Raw genomic sequence first — 19,461 nt, 5'->3', positions numbered from 1 at the left:
TCCCCGAGGGTCGGTCGTCAGTCGGCGAGCATGGCCTCGCGCAGGCTGCGCGGGCGCAGATCGGTCCAGTTCTGCTCGACGTAGCTCAGGCACTCCTCGCGGGAGGCCTCCCCGAACACCACTCGCCACCCGGCGGGCACATCGGCGAAGACCGGCCACAGGCTGTGCTGGTCCTCGTCGTTGTCCAGCACGTAGAACCGGCCGGCGTCGTCATCGAAGGGGTTGGCGCTCAACGTTTCTCCTCAATGGTGCGGGATGACCGGCACCGAAGTCCGCACCCAGCACGCGGTCGGACAACAGGCCGAGACAAGACAGGTTCGGGAACCCCGGACCTTGGTTGAGCCCGGACAGGCCGGGCAGGAACAGCTTCGGGGCGACCCCGGCTACGGCGAGGTCATAGCCGATCGACTCCTCGAGGGCCTCACCGGTCAGCGGGCCACCCAGGCCGAGTTCGATCAGGTCGAGCGCGTCCTGGCCCAGCAGCGGCAGGAACCACAACGCATCGGCGCCGGAACCGTCGATCACCAGGTCGAAGCCGTGCACGGTCTCCAGCCGCTCGCCGCCGCGATCGGTGTTCAGTGTCAGCCGGATGCGGCCGTCGCGGGGCACCGCGTGCGCGACCCTGCCGCGCAGGTGCCGGATCCGGTCGTCGGCGAGCAGCGCGTCCTGCACCCGCGCCGAGAACACCCCGCGATCGGTGCGGGCCATCGCATCCCGGCGTTCCTCCAGGGTGAGGCCGGTCCATCCGGTCGGGTCGGAGAACAACGTGTTCTCGAAGAAGCTCTCGCCGCGGGTGAACAGGGTCACCGATGGTGAGATCACCGTGATAGTCGAAACCCGGTGCCGGAACAGCTCGTTGAGCATCGAGGCGGCGGTCTCGCCGCCGCCGATCACCGCGACCCGCTCGGCGGAGATGCGTTCGTGCTCGGCGGCCCGGTGCCAGAACTGGGCGATGGACAGCACCCGCGGATGGCCGGGCAGGATCGAGCGTTCGGCCTGACCCGGCCCGGTGACCATCACCCCGTCGGCGCACAGCACGGTCTCGTCGGTGTGCACCGCCCAGCGGTCGCCGTCGACCGAAATCCGTTGCACCTCACCGGTGACCACGGATATTCCGACGGAGTCGGCGACCCAGCGCAGGTACTGACTCCACCGCAGATGGGTCGGGGCGGGCCGGCCGCGGTCCACCCAGTCGGCGAACTGGCCCGTCGAGATCAGGTACGACTGCCAGCTCAGCCGGGTCATCCGCTCGTCGAGTTCGGCGTTGCGGCGGCGGACGAGCGAGGACCGGTACGGGAAGCCGATGTCCTTCTCGGGACTGGTGCCCAGCCGCTGCTGTCCGTCGGTCCAGCCGCCGACCGCGGCCCAGTTGGCCGCCACCTCGGCGCGCTCCACCACGACCACCTCGGGGGCGTCGACACCCATGTCCCGCAGCACCGCGGCCTTGGCCGCCACGGCCACGCCTTTGGCACCCGCCCCGATCACCGCCAGCCTCGGGCTCACCGTGTCACCTCGCTCAGAGCTTCCTGCCATATCGATTGCAGCTCCTCGATATCGGGTCCGGTCAGAATGTCGGGTAGCGCGCGCCACTGCGTGACCAGCACCGGCGCGTCACCATGGGCGACGACGGCCGCGACGATCGTCAACTCGTGGCGCACCGCCAGGTGCGGTTCGGGCACGGTGGACAGCCCCGCCAGCAACAGCTTGTCGGCCTCCACCGCACCACCGGCCGGCCGCAGATCGGTGCGGCCGAGGTAGTTCAGCAGCACCTGCGGTTCGGGGTGGCGCGTCAACCGCGCGGCGGCGTCGGGACGCAGATAGCGCAGCAGCCCGTAGTCGATGCCGCCCGACGGCACCCGTGCGAGCTTCTCCGACACCGACTTCGGGTCGTCGTCGTCGATGCGCAGCGGGTAGATCGCCGACAGCAGCCCGACGGTCTCGGAGCTATCCGTGCCGGTGCCGTGGATGTCGATGTCGATGCGCCCGTGGGTTTCCAGCGCCAGCAGCGGCGGCGGAGTCGGCAGGCCACGGCGTTGCCGCCAGCGGGTGACGGTCCGGGCCGCCGCGGCGACGAGCTGATCGGCCACCGGCCGGTCCGCGGCGAGCAGGCGGGCGGTGCTCTGCGCGTCGCTGACCGCGACGGTGACCGCGAGGCCTCCGGCGCTGTCGGCCTGCGGCTGCACGCGCCGCGCGCCGAGGGCGGGGTCGTCGCCGTCGAGCTGCGACTCCCAGAAGTCGACGCTGTCAAGCGTTTCGGCCCTCTGCCGCAACGCGTGTGACCACCGCCGGTAGCTGGTGTGCTCCACCGATGGCGCCGGGGCGCGCCCGGACAGCAGCGCGTGCCAGCCGGCGTCGAGTTCGCCGATGACGATCTGCCACGACACCGGATCCATCGCGAGCACGTGTGCGGTCAGCACCAGCACACTGGTGCGTCCGGCCCGCAACCAGCCCACGTCGAACAACGGGCCACGTTGCGGATCAAGACTTTCCACCGCTTTGCGGGCATACTCCCCGACCGCCGCGGACAGGTCGCCGTCGACGCGGACCTCGGTCAGCAGATCCGGCAGCGGATGCTCGACCAGGGTCATCCCGGCGCGGTCCAGACGGGTGCGCAGCACGGGGTGCGCGTCGACGACCCCACGAAGCAGCTTCTCGAGGTGATCCCGGGTGATCCCGTCGGGCAGGCGCAGCGCCTCCGTGGACGCCAGCCGGCGCGGGTCGCCGTACTCGTAGAGCCAGTGCGCGTTGGGTAGCACCGGGATCGGACCGTCGCCGTCGTCGCGCCCGGACCCCGGAATCCGGATGTCATCGTCGATCGCGGCGGCGAGCTCGCGGATCGTGGCGCAGTCCAGCATCAGTCGGGCGCGCATCGCGACCCCGCGCCGCCGTGCGGCCTGCACCACCGACAGCGCCACGATGCTGTCCAGCCCCAGCTCCAGGAAGTCGGCGGTGACGTCGACCTCGTCGACGCCGAGCACCTCGGCCAGCAGCCCGGCCAGCTCCGTCTCCGTCGGCGTCTGCGGTGCCACGGATCCACTGTCGGCGGCGGGTTCCAGCGCGGCCAGCGCGCGCTCGTCGATCTTGCCGTGTGAGGTCAGCGGCAGCTGATCCACCGGCACGATCCGGTTCGGGATCAGGTAGCGGGGCAACCGCTCGGCCAGCAGCGCGCGCAGTTCGGCGACCGACGGGCTGCCGGTCACATAGGCGACCAGCCGGGAGCCGCTGACGTGGGGTCGGACCATCACGTACGCCTGCATCACCGACGGGTGGGTGCTGAGCACCGCGGCGACCTCCCCGGGTTCGACGCGGAACCCGCGAATCTTGACCTGGCTGTCGGAGCGGCCGAGAAACGACAGCGTGCCGTCCTCGCACCGGCGCACGACGTCGCCGGTGCGGTACATCCTGGTGCCCGCGACGAACGGGTCGGGGACGAACCTCGCCGCGGTCTCGGCGGCCCTGCCGAGGTATCCGCGGGTGAGCTGCCCGCCGGCCAGGTACAGCTCCCCGACCGCGCCGGCGGGCACCGGGCGCAGCCAGGAGTCGAGCACGTAGGACCGCGTCGACCCGGTGGGCGTGCCGATCGTCGGGCGATCGTGCTCGGCGATCGCGGCGACCACGGCCTCGACCGTCGTCTCGGTGGGTCCGTAGCAGTTGTGCGCGGTCATCCCGGTGCGGTCGCACTCGTCGCGGATCTGCTGCCACACACCGGGATCGATGGCCTCGCCGCCGAGCGCCAGCACCGCCAGCGGGACCGTGGACAACAGCCCGACCGCACGCAGCTGCCCGAACATCGACGGGGTGGTATCGATCATGTCGATCCCGAAGCGGGCTATCACCTCGACGAGCGCTTCGGCGTCGCGCTGGGTCGCGTCGTCGATGATGTGCACGCTGTGCCCGTCGAGCAGCGCGGCCAGCGGCTGCCAGGCGGCGTCGAACGTGAACGACCACGCGTGCGCGATGCGCAGCGGTCGTCCGACACGGGCGGCGGCGGGGCGCAGCACCGCGTCGATGTGGTCCCGGGCGTAGGCCAGCAGCGCCTCGTGAGTCCCGATGACGCCCTTGGGTTCTCCGGTGGTGCCCGAGGTGAACACCACGTAGGCGCCCTGGCCGGGAAATGTGCGGCTCGGCCGATACCCCGGCGGCGGGTCGGCGGCGGCGCCCGCCATCCAGGTCTCGTCGATCACGTGGGCGGCCGTGCACTGGCGCAGGATCGCGTCGATGCGCTCGGCGGGCATCGCCGGATCCAGCGGCACGATCATGCCGCCGGCCTTGAGCACCCCGAACATCGCGATGACGTAATCCGGTCCACGCCGCAACCGGATCGCCACCGGGGTCTCCGGACCGGCTCCCCGCGCGAGCAGCGCCGCGGCCACCCGGTCGGCGGCCTCTTCCAGCTGACGGAAGGTGAGCACGCCGTCATCCCAGCTCAGTGCCACCGAACCCATTCGGGCTGCGGCCATCTCGGCGAGCGCGCCGTGCACCGAGGCGACGGTGGCGATCGCGGCGGGCGCGGGAGCGGGCGGCGTGTCGGCGGGGATCATGCTGACCGCGCGCAGCGGCCGGTCCCAGCCGTCGATGAGGCGTTGCACGGTCGCCAGCAGCCGCTCGCCGACCGATCGCGGCGCGACGGCGCCCAGCGCACCGTCCTTGGCCTCGACGAGCACCGTGAGCCGGCCGTCGGTCAGGTGTGCGGCGAGGGTGACCGGAAAGTGCGCGAGGCTCTGCAACGCGACCGGGGTGAAGGTGGCGTCGCCGGCCTCCAGCGACGGCGCGCCCGCGACCGCGCCGATCGGGAAGTTCTCGTACACCAGCAGCGTGTCGAACAGTTCGCCGACGCCGCCGAGTGTCCTCAGCTCGGAATGACCGAGATGGCTGTGGTCGCGCAACGCGGCGAACACGCGTTGCAGCGCAACACACTGCGCCCCGGCCGGGGTGTGGGGATCCAGACGCACCCGCAGCGGCACCGTGTTGACGAACAACCCGATCATGGACTCGACCCCGGCCAGTTCGTCGGGCCTGCCGGACACCGTGACACCGAAGACCACGTCGGACCGGTCGGTGAACGACGACAGGATGACGGCCCAGGCCATCTGTACCAGGGTGTTGACGGTGACCCCGCGCGAGCGGGCCGCCTCGACCAGCGCCGCGGTGGTCTGCGTGTCGGCCCGCACCTCGGTGATCACCGGCAGCCCGTCCGGCAGCAGCGTGGCGCCGAGTGCGGGTGCCAGCAGGGTCGGGCCGTCCAGCCCGGCCAGGTGTTCGGTCCACGCGGCGCGGGCGGCGCTCTCGTCGCGGGCGGCGAGCCAGCCGATGTAGTCCCGGTACGGGCGCGGGGGCGGGGGCAGCGCCGCGGTGTCCCCGCCGGCGCGGTAGAGCGCGAGCAATTCCGAGACCAGCAGCGACAGCGACCATCCGTCGATCACGATGTGATGGGCGGTCACCACGAATCGCCAACGCGCACTGGTCGTTTCGATCAGCAGGAAGCGGATCGCCGGCCCGCGTTCCAGGTTGAATCGGCGGGCCCGCTCGGCGTGCTCGGCCGCGTCGACTTCACCCGGGTCCGCGGCCACCTGCTGCCAATGCAACTCGGCCTTCTCCGGGATCACCTGCACCGGCCGGCTCAGATTGCCCTGGAAGAAGCCGGCCCGCAGGTTCGGATGCCGCACCAGCATCGCCGCGGCGCACTCGCGCAGCAACGCCACGTCCAGCGCCCCGGTGATGTCGGCGCTCATCCCGATCACGTAGGGGTCGTCGCCGTCGGTCATCGCGGTCAGCGAGAACAGCCCCTGCTGCAGCGGGGTCAACGCCATCACATCGGCGATGGCGGGCGTGGTTTCGGCTGCCGTCACGAAGTCTCGTCCCGGTCGGCCCACGACGCCGCGACCATCGCCAGCTCCTCGTCCGACAGCCCGGAGGTGCTCATCGGTGCGTGGTGGATGTCGCGGGATTCGGTGTCCGCCGCCGAATCCACGGCGGCAGCCAGATCGTGCAGCACCGGATGTTCGAACACCATCCGCGCGGTCAGGCGCAGACCGGCCTTCTTCGCCCGCCCGGCCAGCTGGACGGCGAGAATGCTGTCGCCGCCGAGCTCGAAGTAGTCGTCGTAGCGGCCGATCTCGGCGCCGCCGAGCACGTCGGACAGCACGTCGGCGAGCATCTCCGCGAGCGCCCTCTCCGTATCGGTCCGCGGCGGTTCGCTCGGGCCTGCCGCGCGGGGCGGCGGCAGGTCGCGGCGGCTGGCCGGCAACGTGTCGAGCACGACGATCTTCGGCGGTGCGGTGCCCTCGGGCAGCGCGGCACGGACCGTCTCGGCGAACGCCGCAGGGTCGTCGACCGGCTGGTCGGGCGCCACGTACGCGGCGACCGTGCTGCGGTAGCCGTTGTCCCAGTTGCGGACCGCGGCTTCGGCGACACCGGGGATCCCGGCCAGCGCCGCTTCGAGTTCGTGGTCGACGCGCTCGACGTAGTCCAGCCGGCCGTCCTCGGTCCAGCGCGCGCGGTCCCCGCGGCGCCCGGCCGCCTCGCCGGTGTAGTGCACGTCGGCGACGACACCGACGGGCACCGGGTTGCCCGCGGCGTCGAGCAGGATCGCGTCGGCATCCGGCGGCGGCAGCACGGGGTCGCCGATCGCGAGGTCGTCCAGGGCCAGGTCCGGGTTCTGGGCGAAGGCGGTGATGACGCGGCCGAGCCACCCGGCGAAACGCTCCGCGGTGGCGCGGGCGTACAGGTCGGTCCGGTAGATCACGTGCCCGCGATAGCCGTTGTCCCCGGCGAAGAAGTTGATCGACAGATCCGCGTGCGCCATGTCGAACGTCGGCTCCAGCGCGGTGAACAGCGTGTCGCCGTCGGGGCCGGTGCTGATCGGTCTGGCTTCGGAAAGTTGTTCGCGCACATGGACGACGACGCCGAACAGCGGGTTGCGCGACAGCGAGCGCACCGGGCTGACGGCGTCGACGACCTGGTCGAACGGCAGGTCCTGGTGGGCGTAGGCCTGCAACGCCATCTCGCGGGCACGAAGGCCCACCTCACGCAACGTCGGATTGGCGCTCAGGTCGTTGCGCAGCACCAGGATGTTGATGAAGAACCCGATCAGCTGGTCGAGTTCGGGTTCGGTGCGTCCCGCCACCGGTGTGCCCAGCGGGATGTCGGCGCCCTCCCCCGCCTTGTACAGCGTCGCGGCGACCGCGGCCTGCAGCAGCATGAACTCGGTGACCCCGAGTTCGCGGGTCAGCCCGACGAGTTTGTCGCGCACGCCCGCGTCGAGGGTGAACTCGACAGCATCGGCCGCACCGCCGGGAACCGGTGGCCGCGCGAAGTCGGGTTGCAGCCCGGTCTCACCGGAGAGCCCGTCGAGTTGGGCCTTCCAGTAATCCCGTTGCGCGGCGATGATTCCGGTGTCCTCGGCCAACAGCGAGGCCTGCCATGCGGCGTAGTCGGCGTACTGCACCGGCAGCGGCGCCCAGGTCGGGGCGTCCCCGGCGCAGCGCGCCCGGTACGCGGTGAGCAGTTCGGTGAACAGCACCGCCGCGGACCAGTGGTCGGCGGCGATGTGGTGGATCACCAGCGACAGCACGTGCTGGCCGGGGATCGACAGCACCGCGGCGCGGATCGGCCACTGCTGCTCGAGGTCGAACACCTCCAGTCGCTCGGCGTCGAGTTCGGCACCCAGCCAGTCCTCGTCGGCGCCGGCGCCCAGGCGCACCGGGAACTGCGGGTCCGGTGCGTTGACGAGCTGGTAGGGCACGCCGTCGATTTCGCAGAATGTGGTGCGCAGGCTCTCGTGCCGGGCCACCACGTCGCGCACCGCGGCGACGAGCGCGTCGACGTCGCACGGTCCGGTGAACCGGGCCGCGAACGGCACGTTGTTCACCGGGCCCGGGCCGTCGACGCGGTACTGGAACCACTGCCGCAGCTGCGAGGCGGACATCGGCGCGGGCCCGTCGTGCGGCACGGGCATCAGCCGGGGCCGCGGCAACGGCGCATCGCCCGCGGCCAGTTGGTCGACACGTTCGGCGAGGCCGGCCAGCGTGCCGAGTTCGAAGATCTCCCGGATCTCGATCTCGACGCCGCAGCGCGACCGGATCGCCGCGACCAGCTTGGTGGCCAGCAGCGAATGCCCGCCGAGTTCGAAGAACGAGTCGTCGGCGCCGACCCGGGGAGCACCCAGAAGCTCGGAGAACAGTTGCGCGAGTGCGCGTTCGGTGTCGGTGGCCGGTTCGCGGTAGTCGGCTCCGGTGCTGATCTCGGGAAGCGGCAGCGCGGCCCGGTCGATCTTGCCGTGCGCGGTGATCGGGATCTCGTCGAGCACGACGTACGCGGCAGGGGTCATGTAGTCGGGCAGCGCGGCGGCGACCCTGGCCCGGATACGGGCCACGTCGACCTGCTCACCCGCCGCGGCCGGGGTGAGATATCCGACCAGGCTCTTGCCGAGCCCGGGGAGGTCCTGGCCGAGCACGACGGCCTGCCCGACGGACGGGTCGACGGTGATCGCCGCGGCGACCTCGCCGAGTTCGATGCGGAAGCCCCGGATCTTGACCTGTTCGTCGGCGCGCCCGACGAACTCGAGATCGCCGTCGGCGTTGCGACGGGCCAGATCCCCCGAGCGGTACAGCCGTCCGCCCGGCGTGAACGGATCGGCGACGAAACGCTCGGCGGTCGGGCCGGGCCTGCGGTGGTAGCCACGCGCGACATGGGTTCCGCCGATGTAGATCTCGCCGATCACGCCCGGCGGTACCGGCTGCAGCGCATCGTCGAGCAGATGGACGGTGGTGTTGATCTTGGGTTTGCCGATCGGCACGATCCGGGCGCCCTGCGTACCCTCCACCTTGTACCGGGTGGTGTTGATGATCGTCTCGGTGGGGCCGTAGAAGTTGTGCAGCAATGCGTCGAAGGTGGCGTGGAACTTGTCGGCCAGCTCTCCGGGCAGCGCCTCTCCCCCGATCGGCACCCGCTCCAGGGTGCGCCAGTGGTTCACTCCGGGCAGCGACAGGAACAGGCCGAGCAGCGACGGCACGAAGTGCATCGCGGTGATGCCCTCGCGCTGCAACAGATCCGTCAGGTAGCCGATGTCGGTGAGCCCGTCCGGGCGCGGGATGACGAGGCGCCCGCCGCAGGCCAGTGTTCCGAAGATCTCGCCGATCGACACGTCGAAACTCGGTGACGCGACCTGCAGCAGCCGGTCGGTGTCGCGGATGTCGTACTCGCCCTCGAACCAGGTGAAGTACTCCGAGACCGGCCGGTGCGGCACCGGCACACCTTTGGGCAGCCCGGTCGACCCCGACGTGTAGATCAGGTACGCGGCGTTCTCCGGGCGCAGCGGACGCACCCGGACGTCGTCGGTGGGGTTGTCGGTGCGGTGCTCGTCCAGTCCGGTGACGGCCTCGCGGATCACCATCTTCGGGTCGGAGTCGCCCAGGATGAACGACAGCCGGTCCTCGGGGTAGGTCGGATCGACCGGCAGGTACACCGCGCCGGCCTTGATGATCCCGAGCGCGGTGATGAGCAGCTCCGGGGACCGGTCCAGCAGCACCGCGACCCGGTCCTCGGTGCCGATGCCCTGCTCGATCAGCCAGTGCGCCACCTGATTCGCGGACTCGTTGATCTCCCGGTAGGTGTACTGGCGGCCTTCGTAGACCACCGCGACGGTGTCGGGGATCTTGGCGACCCGGTCCTCGATACGTTCGGCGATGGTGGCCGCGGGCACCTCGAACGTCTCCCCGTGGGAGACCTCGCGCAGCCATTCGGCGTCGCCGGCGCCCATCAGGTCCAGCTTCGCCAGCGGGGTGTCCGGATCGGCCAGCGCGGCGTCGAGCAGCACCACGTAGTGCTCCAGCAGTTGGCGGGCCAGCGCGTCGTCGATGATCTCGACCAGGTACTCGGCTTCGACCACGGCTGCTGCGTCGTCGAGTTCGACCATCAGGCCCAGCGGCAGCTGCGTCAGCTGCCCGCGCAGTTCGGCGCGCGTGCAGGTGATCCCGGGCGGGGCGAACCCGCCGCCGTCGGGTTCGCGGAACCCGAAGCTGACGCGGGTCATCCGCTCGGCGCCGTGCCTGCGGTCGGGGTTGAGCTCGCGCACCACGCGGTCCACGTTGACCTGCTGGTGGGCGATCGCGCCGAGGACGAAGTCCTTGGTCTCGGAGAGGAATTCGGTGAAGCTCTGCATACCGCGTGGCTTCAGGCGCATCACCGCGGTGTTGCCGTGGTAGCCGATGACCTCCTCGCTGTCCGGGCCGCGGAGCAGCACCGGACTGGCGACCAGGATGTCGTCGGCGTGGGTGTAGCGGTGCAGCAGCGCGCCGAATGCGGCCAGCAGCACGATGTACGGCGTTGCTCCGGCGGCACGCGCGGCCGCGCGGACCCGCGCGACGGTGTCGGCCGACAGCGTGACGGTGGTGCGCTGCGACCGCCAGCTCGACGGGACCGCCGAGCCGTTCGGCCCGGGGAGTTCGAGCGGCTCGGGCAGCGCGGTCATCGCGGCGCGCCAGTACTCGAGATCCTCATCCGAGGTCACCGGCTCCGGCGGCGGCGCGGGCGTCGGCGCGAGTTCGGCGCCGGTGTAGGCGCGGGTCAGGTCGGCGAAGAACACCCGCCAGCAGCCGTCGTCCCACGCGATGTGGTGCACCACCAGAAGCATCACGTATTCGGCGGGAGCGGTGCGCGCGACGGTGATCCGCAGCGGCGAGCAGGTCTCGAGGTCGATCGGGGTGCTGAACTCGCGCTGGGCGAGCACCTCCAGTCGCAGCCGGCGTGCATGCTCGGACAGCTCGGAGATGTCGTGCACGGCCCATCCCGGCTGCAGGTCGTCGTGCACGGTCAGGTGTGGTTCGCCGTTCTCGTCGGCGTGGAAGGTGCTGCGCAGCACCGGATGCCGGCGGGACACGGCCGCGACGGCGTCGTGCAGCCGGGACAGGTCCAGCTCGCCGGTGATCCGGTAGGACAGGCTGATGTTGAGCAGCGCACCGCTGGGGTCGACGGACTGGACGAACCACATGCGCTGCTGGCCGTCGGTCAGCGCACCGTCCCGCCGCTCGGCGTCCGGGGTTTCGTGCGCGCGCAGTCCGCGGCCGGCCAGTCGCTGGCGAAGCAGCTCGAGCCGCTGGGCATCCAGGTCAGTGTCAGTCACGCGGGAATCTCATTCTTCCGTGGTTGTTCATCGAGGGCGGCGACCAGTTCGGTGCCGGTGATACCGCCGAGCATGGCGGCCAGGGGTACCGACCTTCCGGCGGCTCGGCGCAATCTCTTGCGCAGGTCCAGGGCCAGCAGCGAGTCGACACCCATGTCGAGCAGTGCCGCGGTGAGGTCGATGGTGTCGGGGTGCACACCGAGTACCGAGGCGAGTTCGGAAACCACCAGCGCGGTGCGGTCTTCGGCGCCGGCATCGACGCCCGGGGCCTCGGCGGCGGGCGCGTCGCGGAACACCTGCAACCGTGCCCGGTCGGCGCTGTAGATCACCGCGTCGCCGCCGTGCTCGCGCAGGCTGGCCTCGATCGCGTCGTCGGCGTCCATCGGCACGAGCCCCGCCCTGCCGATGCGGTCCACCGCCGCATCGTCGACGATGCCGGTTCCGAAGAGCCCGAACCGTGCCGCGCTGCAGCGGAATCCGCCGGCACGCAGTTGCCCGGCCAGCACGTCGAGCATCCGGTTGGCTGCCGCGTAGGCGGCGTGGCCCCGTCCGCCCCACAACCCTGACACCGAGCTGCACAACACGATCCGCGCACCCGGGCGCAGCGGCCAGTGCTCGACGACGTGGGTGATGCCGGCGACCTTGGCGGCGCACGCGTCGGTGAAGTCCTGTGCGGTGAGTTCGGCGCGGTCGGCGAACCGCGCGGTCGCGGCGGCGTGGATCACCAGCGTCGCCCCGTCTCCGCCGAGTTCGGCCGCGGCGACGGCCACCTGAGCGGGGTCGGTGATGTCGCAGCCCAGGCTACGGCTCAGCACCGTGATGCGGCGGGCGCCGTGGCGGGCAAGAACTCTTGCGTAGTGCTGCCCGACCGTGCCGTTGCCGCCGGTGATGACGACGTCGTCGAGCACGCCCGGGTCGGTGAGCCACAGCTCCGGGACCGTCACGGTTTCGTGTTCGACACGCGCGAACAGGGTTGGGCCATCCTCGGTTTCGCGTACCGCGAGCTCATCGCCGTCGGTGAGCACCGCATCCAGCACAGCCGCGGCGTCCACGGTCACCGGCGGGAGGTCCAGATGCCGGAAGTTCACGTCGGGGTGTTCGAACCCGATGCTGCGGTGCACGGCGGCCAGTGCGGCCTGCCCGGGCAGCGGTGCGTCGTCGTGGCGCACCTGTTCACCGGCGACGGTGATCAGGCAGAGGTCGCGGCAGTCGGGTCCGACGGTGTCGCTGTAGCCGAGCAGTCCGGCACCGATCAGATCCGCGAGGGCCCGGGCCGACCGGGTGGCGTCGGAGTCGTCGAGAACCGGCGCGACGACGAGGACGAGGTCGGCCTCGTCGACGGTGGCTGCCTGAACGCCGAGGTGCCGGTCGACGGCGGCGCGCAGCTGACTCCCCAGACCGCTGCGGGGCCCGGGTAGTTCGACGACGGCGGTGCGGCGCAGCGCCAGGGCGGCCGGCGCCGCGTCGCGCGGCTCCCACGCCTCGGTGGCCAGGGTCAGCGTCGGGGCCGGCGGAAGCGGCTGGGGCAGCGCCCACAGGTGGGTGGCGCGCATCGGCGTGTTCGGAAACCCGCGTAGCAGCGGGGTGCCGACGTCGACCGTGTCATCCCAGGCGAAGGCCGGGTCGGAGGCCGCGACGGTCGCGATGCCGGCCGCCATCGTGTCCGCGATCGGCGCGTCGCGGCGGCCGGATCCGACGGTGAGCGCGTCACCTGCGCTCTGGCCCAGGGCGAACAGCAGCGCCGGATGCGCCGACATCTCGATGAAGATGTCGGCGCCCGCGTCGGCGGCCGCTGCCGCCGCGTGGTCGAAGCGAACGGTGTTGCGCAGGTTTGCGAACCAGTAGTCGGCGAAGTCGGTGTCGTGCGGCACCGCGGTTCCGGTCGCCGAACCGATGAACGGGACACCGCCGTCGCGGAACGAGGCGTTCGGCAGCCGGCCGAGCAGGTCGGTGCGCAACGCGTCGAGCAGGCTGGTGTGCGCGGGAAAAGCCATGGTGACCGTGCGAGCGAAGATGCCGCGCTCGGTGGCGACGTCCTTCAGCTTCTCGACCGCCGCGCTCTCCCCCGACACCGCGACCGAGGACGCGGCGTTGACCACCGAGAGTTCGCACCAGCCGCCGGTTTCCTCGATCAACGTGTGCGCGTCGGCGGCCGCGACACCGAGGACGACCATGCCGTAACCCTCGGACAGGTTCTCCAGCACGCCGGCGCGCGCGATCACCACCGCCGCGGCGTCGGCAAGCGTGAGCATGCCCGCGACATGGGCGGCGGCAACTTCGCCGAGGCTGTGCCCGACGGTCAGATCCGGTTCGATCCCGCAGGACCGCCAGACCGCCGACAACGCGACGGCATGGGTGAACTGTGCTGCCTGGGCGTCGATCTGCGACCAGCCTTCAGCGCCCGGCGCGGCGGTCAGGTAGTCCAGCGGGGACCGCTGCCCCGCCTCCTCGAATGCCGCGGCACACTCGTCGGCCGCCGCCCGGTACACGCTCAGCGTGCGGTAGGCCTCGGCGCCCATCGACGGCCACTGATTCCCCTGACCCGGGAACACGAATGCGCGGCAGCCGTTCTCGGCGACCGTGGCACGGGTGACCAGCGGATGGTCGGCGCCGTGGGCCAGCGCGGCCACCCCTTCGGCGAGGTCGCGCAGGTCGCCCGCGCGCACGACCGCGCGGTGGCGCTGGCGCCTGCGCAGCCGCAGTAGCGAGGCCGCGACGGCGTCGAGGGCCGGCTTGCGATCCAGGTAGCCGAGGATTCGGCGCGCGTCCTCGGCGATCAGCGCCTCGGCATGAGCGCTGAGCAGCACCGGGATCCGGGCATCGGGCAGCATCACGGCGCCCCTCCGGCGGGGACTGCGACGATCGCGTGCGCGTTGGCGCCGCTCATCCCGAACGCCGACACCGCGGCCAGCCGTCGTCCTCCGATCTCGGGCCATTCGGTCAGCTTGGTGGCCAGCCGCAGTCCCTGGTTATCCCAGTCGATCTCGCGGCTCGGCTCGTCGGTGTGCAGGCTCCTCGGGATCGCGCGGTGTTCGGCGGCGACCAGGATCTTGGCAAGGCCGAGCGGCCCGGCGGCGGACTGGGCGTGCCCGATGTTCGACTTGACCGAGCCGAGCACACCGCCGTGTCCGGGGCGGGTCGCGCCGTAGGTCGCTGCGAGTGAATGCAGTTCGGTGCGGTCGCCGAGCCGGGTGCCGGTGCCGTGGCCCTCGATCATGCCGATCTCCTCGGGCTGCGCGCCGGAGGCGTCGAGCACGCGCCGGAACAGCCGGGCTTGGGCGTCCCCGCTCGGCGCGGTCATGCCCCTGGTGCGGCCGTCGGAGTTCACACCGCTGGCCAGCACCTCGGCCAGTACCGGGTATCCGTGCCGGTCGGCCACCGAGCGGCGGGCCAGCACGAACATCGCCGCCCCCTCGGCCCACACCGTGCCGCTGGCGTGCGCGCTGTACGGGCGGCAGTGCCCGTCGTCGGACAGCGCGTGCTGCTTGGAGAATTCGACGAAGTAGCCGGGCGAGCCGAGCACGCAGACCCCGCCGGTCAGCGCGATGTCGCAATCGCCGCCGCGCACCGCGGTGACCGCGACGTGCAGCGCGGCGAGCCCGCCGGTGCAGGACGCGTCGATCGTCAGCGCGGGTCCGCCCAGCCCCAGGACGTAGGCGATGCGCCCGGAGATCGCGCCGAGCGTGGTGCCGGTGAGCAGATGCCCGCTGTAGGCCGAGTATTCGGCGAGATCACCGCCATAGCCGAGGTACGAGGCGCCGACGTAGCATCCGACGTCTTCTCCGGCCACGGTGTCGGGGTTGATGCCGGCGTTCTCCAGGGCCCGCCAGCCCACCCGCAGGGCGACCCGCTGCTGCGGGTCGATCGCGACGGCTTCCCGCGGTGAGATACCGAAGAACTCGGGGTCGAATGTCGCGGCGCCGGTGAGGAATCCCCCCAGATCGTGAATGCGTTTGAAGCCCTCGCGGCGTGAGCCGTCGAGCAACTCCTGCACTCGCCAGCCGCGGTCGGTCGGGAACGGGCCGAGCACCTCGCGCTCCTCGGCGAGCATCGCCCAGTATTCGTCGGCGGTGTCGATACCCCCGGGTGCCTCCAGGGCCATGCCCACGATGACGACCGGGTCGTCGGCGCTAACGGCCATGGATCAGCTCTGCCACGGGCCCGGCGAGTTCGGTGATGTAGAAGTGGCCGCCGTCGAACAGGTCCCGCGCGAACGCGCCGCCGGTGTGGGCTTGCCACCGGTTCAGCATGTCCGGCGCGATGCGGTGGTCGCTGTGGGCGCCGAGGGTGTGGATGTCGGCGCGGATCTTCACGTCCGGGGCGGCCGAGTAGCGGTTGAAGGCCTCGTAGTCGGCGCGCACGGCCATCAACAGCAGCTCGACGAAATCCTCGTCGGCGAGCAGTCGGGCATCGGTGCCGCCGAGATCGAGCATGTGCGCGAGGATTTCGCGGTCCTCGGTCGGCAGCCGGGGCGATGCGGCCACCGCGGACGGCGCCTCACTGGCCGACACCCACAGTCGCCGCACGTCGACGCCGCGGGCTTCGGCGATCCTGGCGAACTCGAACGCCACCACCGCGCCCAGGCAGTGCCCGAACAGTTGCAGTTCGCCGAGCACGGACCAGTCGGCGGCGTCGAACAGGTCCTGCGCGAGTTCTTCGACCGTGGCCGTCGCCGGGTGGGTGAGACGTTCGGCGCGCTGCGGGTACTGCATCACGTACGCGTCGAGGCCGCTCGCGGACAACGCCGTGGCCAGGCCGCGGTAGGTGGCGGCGGCACCACCGGCGTGCGGGAAGACCAGGATGGGGCCCGAACTCGCCCGTCCGACGGCGGGGAACCGTTTGATCCACGGCTTCACGGTCAGCGGAGCGCTCACGATGCCGCGGCGTCCATCTGCGCAGCCGCCACCTCGGTGGCGTCCATCTGCGCAACGTCGAGGTACACCTCGGCGACCTCTTCGAGGCAGCTGTCCCGGTCAGCCAACCGGGCCGCCAGCGCGGAAACGGTGCGGGCGGCGAAGATGTCGGCGACAGCGACGAACGGTGCGTCCAGCCAGGCGCGGATTCTGGCGACGGCCTGGGTCGCCAGCACCGAATCGCCGCCGCTGGAGAAGAAGTCGTCGTCGACGCCGACCCGCTCGCTGTCGAGCACCGAGCCGACGATCGAGCACAGCGCGGCCTCCAGCGCCGTCGCCGGGGCACGGTAGGCCACCGCGGTGCTCGCGCCTGCGTCCTTGAGCGCAGCGGCGACCGCGGTCCGGTCGATCTTGCCGCCGACCGTGTAGGGCACCTGGTCGACCACCACGATGGTCTGCGGGATCATGTGCGGCGGAACGACGTTCGCGAGCCCTTCGGCCAACGTGCGGGTGTCCAGCTCGGCCGTGTCCGCGGTGACCAGCGCCGCCAGCACGTCTCGGCCACTGTCGGCCGAGACCACCGCTGCGACAGCGGAATCCACTCCCGGCAGGCCACGCAGGGCGGCCTCGACCTCGCCGAGTTCCACCCGGTATCCACTGATCTTGATGCGGTGGTCGGCACGTCCGACGAACTCGATGACCGCGCCGGGCCGGTACCGCACCAGATCGCCGGTCCGGTACCACCTGATGCCGTCGTGCTCGACGAACCGTTCGGCGGTCAGATCCGGGCGGGCGCAGTATCCGCGCGCCACACCGCGTCCCCCGACCCACAGTTCACCGGGAACCCAGTCGGGGCAGTCCCGTCCGTCGGGGCCGACCACCCGGCACATGTTGTTCGGCAGTGGCACGCCCAGCGGGATCGAGGTCCAGTCGTCGGGGAGGTCGCCGACGACCTCGCAGATCGTGTTGTGGGTGGCCGTCTCGGTGGCGCCGCCGAGTCCGGCGAACCGCATCCGCGGTGCCCGCTTGCGCAACGCGCGCACCATCGCCGGCCGCACCCAGTCCCCTCCGGTCGGCACCACGCGCACCGAGGACAGGTCGCCGTCGACGGCCGAGAGCATCTCCAGCCAACCCGGCATGAAATGCAGGACGGTGACGGCGTGTTCGGAGATCAGCCGCGCCCAGGTGTCCGGATCGCGGCGGTGCTCCTCGTCGACCACGACGATCGAGGCGCCGGCGCGCAGCATGCCGAAGATGTCGAGGACCGACAGGTCGCATTCCAGCGTCGACAGCGCCAGGCAGCGGTCCGCAGGCCCGATCTCGAAGTGTCCGTTGATGAATTCAACGGTGTTCATCGCGGCGTCGTGGGTGATCTCGACGCCCTTGGGCTCGCCGGTGGAACCGGAGGTGAACAGGATGTAGGCACGCTCGGACGGGTCGACCTTCGGGCGCTCGTAATCCCGGGCGCGGCGGCCGACGCGGATCGCTTCGGCGACGGTCAGCGCGGCCATCGTCGTGGGCGGCTCGTCACCGCACACCAGCGCCATCTTCGCGCCGGCGTTGGCCAGCATCCGTGAGCCGCGCTCGGCGGGATGATCCACCCCGACCGGTACGTAGACCGCACCGATCGCCGAGATCGCGAGCAGCGCGATGATCTGCTCGAAGTTCTTGGGCCCCAGCACCGCAACGGTGTCCGAGCGTCGGACACCGGCGACGTCGAGCGCCGCGGCGACAGCAAGTACCTGCTCCCGCAGTTCGGCATAGGTCAGGGTGCCCGCGCTGCTGAGCACCGCGGGCGCGTCGGGCTGCTCGGCGGCGCGCCGGAAGAACCCGTCGTGCAACGCGTCGCCGCTCGCCGCGGCCACGACACTGTTGACGGCGTCGCGGGCGGCCTGTTGATGCGGTGTCACGGCGGGCAGATCGGCGGCATCCCAGGCGGAGTCGTCGGTGGCGAGCCGTTCCAGCTCGGCGATGTGGTGAGCGAACATCGCATCCGCGACGCCGGGACGGAACGCATCCTCGCGGGTGTCCCAGTTGATCATCAGCCCGTCGGCGATCGGCGTGGCCTGGGCGTCGAGCAGCACCTGGGGGCCTTGGGAGATCGTCCACACCGGCTTGCCGAAGAACTCGGTCACCTTGCCGGCGAACAGATCTCCGAGACCGAGCGCACTGGTGTAGACGATCGGCGCCAACACCGGTGTGCCGTGGTGGCGTGTCAGGTCGCGCAGAACGGACAGGCCCGAGTAGCTCGAATGGCTCGCGGTGGTGTGCAGCGTCTCCTGCAGCGCCCGGGCGCGGGCGATCGGGGTGTCGGCCTCGGTCAAGTCCACGTCGAGCATCAACGACGACGTGAAGTCGCCGACCAGTTTGTCGACGTCGGGATGGAACTGTTCGCGGCCGAACATGGGCAGGTTCAACAGGAATCGGCGACTCGTCGACCACCGTGCGAGCGTGCCGGCGTACGAGGCGCCGACCGCCATCGCCGGGGTGACACCGCGCCGGTGTGCCGCTTCGAACAGCGCATCGCGGGTCGCGACGTCGAAGATGTGCACCCGCCGGGTGCCGCGGCGCGGGTCGGCCTGCTCCGAGCGGGGCACCAGAGGCAACGCGGGACCTTCGGGCAACTCGGGGATCCGTTCGGCCCACCACTGCCGGTCGTCATCGGTCCCGGACGCCGGCACCGTCCGCTCGAGCGCGGACCGGTATTCGCGGTAGGTGTATCCGAGTTCGGGAAGGGTTGCGCCGCCGTAGAACTCGGCGAGGTCGGACATGAAGTTGCGGTAGCTGACCGCGTCGGAGGCCTGCATGTCCATGTCGACGTGCAGCCGGGTCCGGCCACCGGCGAGAAGTGACAGCGAGATCTCCAGGACCTCGCCGTGCAGCATCTGGTGCGATTTGGCCTGGCGGATCTCGTCGAGCCGCGCGCGGGTGGCGGCCTCGTCGTGGTCGCGCAGGTCGTACACGGTGACCGGCAGCCCGCGGTCGGTGATGCGCTGGGTTCCGTCCGGCAGGATCTCGACGCGGAGCATCGGGTGACGGGCGGCGAGTTTGGTTGCGGCGTCCTGCAGGACCACGGGGTCCACGCCGGCACCGTCGAGCTCGATGTAGAGGTGCCCGGCGACGCCGCCGAGCTGCTGATCGTCGTTGCGTCCGATCCACATCGCGTGCTGGATCGGCGCGAGTGGGAAGGTCTCGCCGGCGGCGGCGGTCGTGGCGGGAATCGGCTCCGTGGCCGGCGGCACGGTGCGTTCGGCGACCAGGTCCGCCCACGCGGCCACCGTCGGGTTTGCGGCGAGCGCGGCGAACCCGACGTCGATGCCCTGCCTGCGCCAGCGTCCGGACAGCGACATCATGCGGATGGAGTCGAGCCCGGAGGCGATCAGATCCGCCTGCGGGTCGAGCTCGGTGGGATCCACGCCGAGCAGTTCGGCGACTTCGTCGCGAACGGACTGCGTAGTCGTCGACGTCAAAACCACCAACCTCCTC

General features: G+C 71.2%; 8 protein-coding genes. All 8 read right to left on the bottom strand.

Features of this window, described 5'->3' with window-relative positions; all coding sequences use genetic code 11:
* Positions 1–17: 17 nt before the first annotated feature.
* The 8 genes from BST38_RS19985 to BST38_RS19950 are packed head-to-tail and all read right to left on the bottom strand — an operon-like array spanning position 18 to position 19,451.
* Positions 18–233, bottom strand: a complete 216-nt coding sequence (locus BST38_RS19985) for an MbtH family protein (RefSeq protein WP_083145214.1) — start codon at positions 231–233, stop codon at positions 18–20.
* Positions 211–1,503: an NADPH-dependent L-lysine N(6)-monooxygenase MbtG gene (mbtG, locus tag BST38_RS19980; protein ID WP_083145213.1), complete on the bottom strand. Its 1,293-nt coding sequence runs from the start codon at positions 1,501–1,503 to the stop codon at positions 211–213. The genes BST38_RS19985 and mbtG overlap by 23 nt, the downstream gene beginning before the upstream one ends.
* Complete coding sequence (locus BST38_RS19975) at positions 1,500–5,849, bottom strand: non-ribosomal peptide synthetase (RefSeq protein ID WP_083145212.1); 4,350 nt, start codon at positions 5,847–5,849, stop codon at positions 1,500–1,502. The genes mbtG and BST38_RS19975 overlap by 4 nt, the downstream gene beginning before the upstream one ends.
* Positions 5,846–11,122, bottom strand: a complete 5,277-nt coding sequence (locus BST38_RS19970; protein WP_083145211.1) for a non-ribosomal peptide synthetase — start codon at positions 11,120–11,122, stop codon at positions 5,846–5,848. The genes BST38_RS19975 and BST38_RS19970 overlap by 4 nt, the downstream gene beginning before the upstream one ends.
* Positions 11,119–13,953: a mycobactin polyketide synthase MbtD gene (mbtD, locus tag BST38_RS19965; protein ID WP_083145239.1), complete on the bottom strand. Its 2,835-nt coding sequence runs from the start codon at positions 13,951–13,953 to the stop codon at positions 11,119–11,121. The genes BST38_RS19970 and mbtD overlap by 4 nt, the downstream gene beginning before the upstream one ends.
* Positions 13,953–15,263, bottom strand: coding sequence for a beta-ketoacyl [acyl carrier protein] synthase domain-containing protein (locus tag BST38_RS19960; protein WP_083145210.1), 1,311 nt, complete (start codon positions 15,261–15,263; stop codon positions 13,953–13,955). Before BST38_RS19960 ends, mbtD begins: the two co-directional genes overlap by 1 nt.
* Positions 15,253–15,999, bottom strand: coding sequence for a thioesterase II family protein (locus tag BST38_RS19955; RefSeq protein WP_165761619.1), 747 nt, complete (start codon positions 15,997–15,999; stop codon positions 15,253–15,255). Before BST38_RS19955 ends, BST38_RS19960 begins: the two co-directional genes overlap by 11 nt.
* Positions 15,993–19,451 carry a non-ribosomal peptide synthetase gene (locus BST38_RS19950; protein ID WP_083145208.1) on the bottom strand — a complete coding sequence of 1,153 codons (3,459 nt, stop codon included), beginning with the start codon at positions 19,449–19,451 and terminating at the stop codon, positions 15,993–15,995. The genes BST38_RS19955 and BST38_RS19950 overlap by 7 nt, the downstream gene beginning before the upstream one ends.
* Positions 19,452–19,461: the final 10 nt, after the last annotated feature.

Source organism: Mycolicibacterium parafortuitum, from assembly GCF_002086815.1.
GTDB classification, from domain to species: Bacteria; Actinomycetota; Actinomycetes; order Mycobacteriales; family Mycobacteriaceae; genus Mycobacterium; species Mycobacterium parafortuitum.
This window is presented reverse-complemented; position numbering and strand designations above follow the sequence as displayed.

What these genes read in the sequence shown, in the direction of transcription:
- BST38_RS19960 (WP_083145210.1), bottom strand. Translation starts at nt 15,263, where the DNA reads ATGGCCGTTAGCGCCGACGACCCGGTCGTCATCGTGGGCATGGCCCTG.
- mbtD (WP_083145239.1), bottom strand. Translation starts at nt 13,953, where the DNA reads ATGCTGCCCGATGCCCGGATCCCGGTGCTGCTCAGCGCTCATGCCGAG.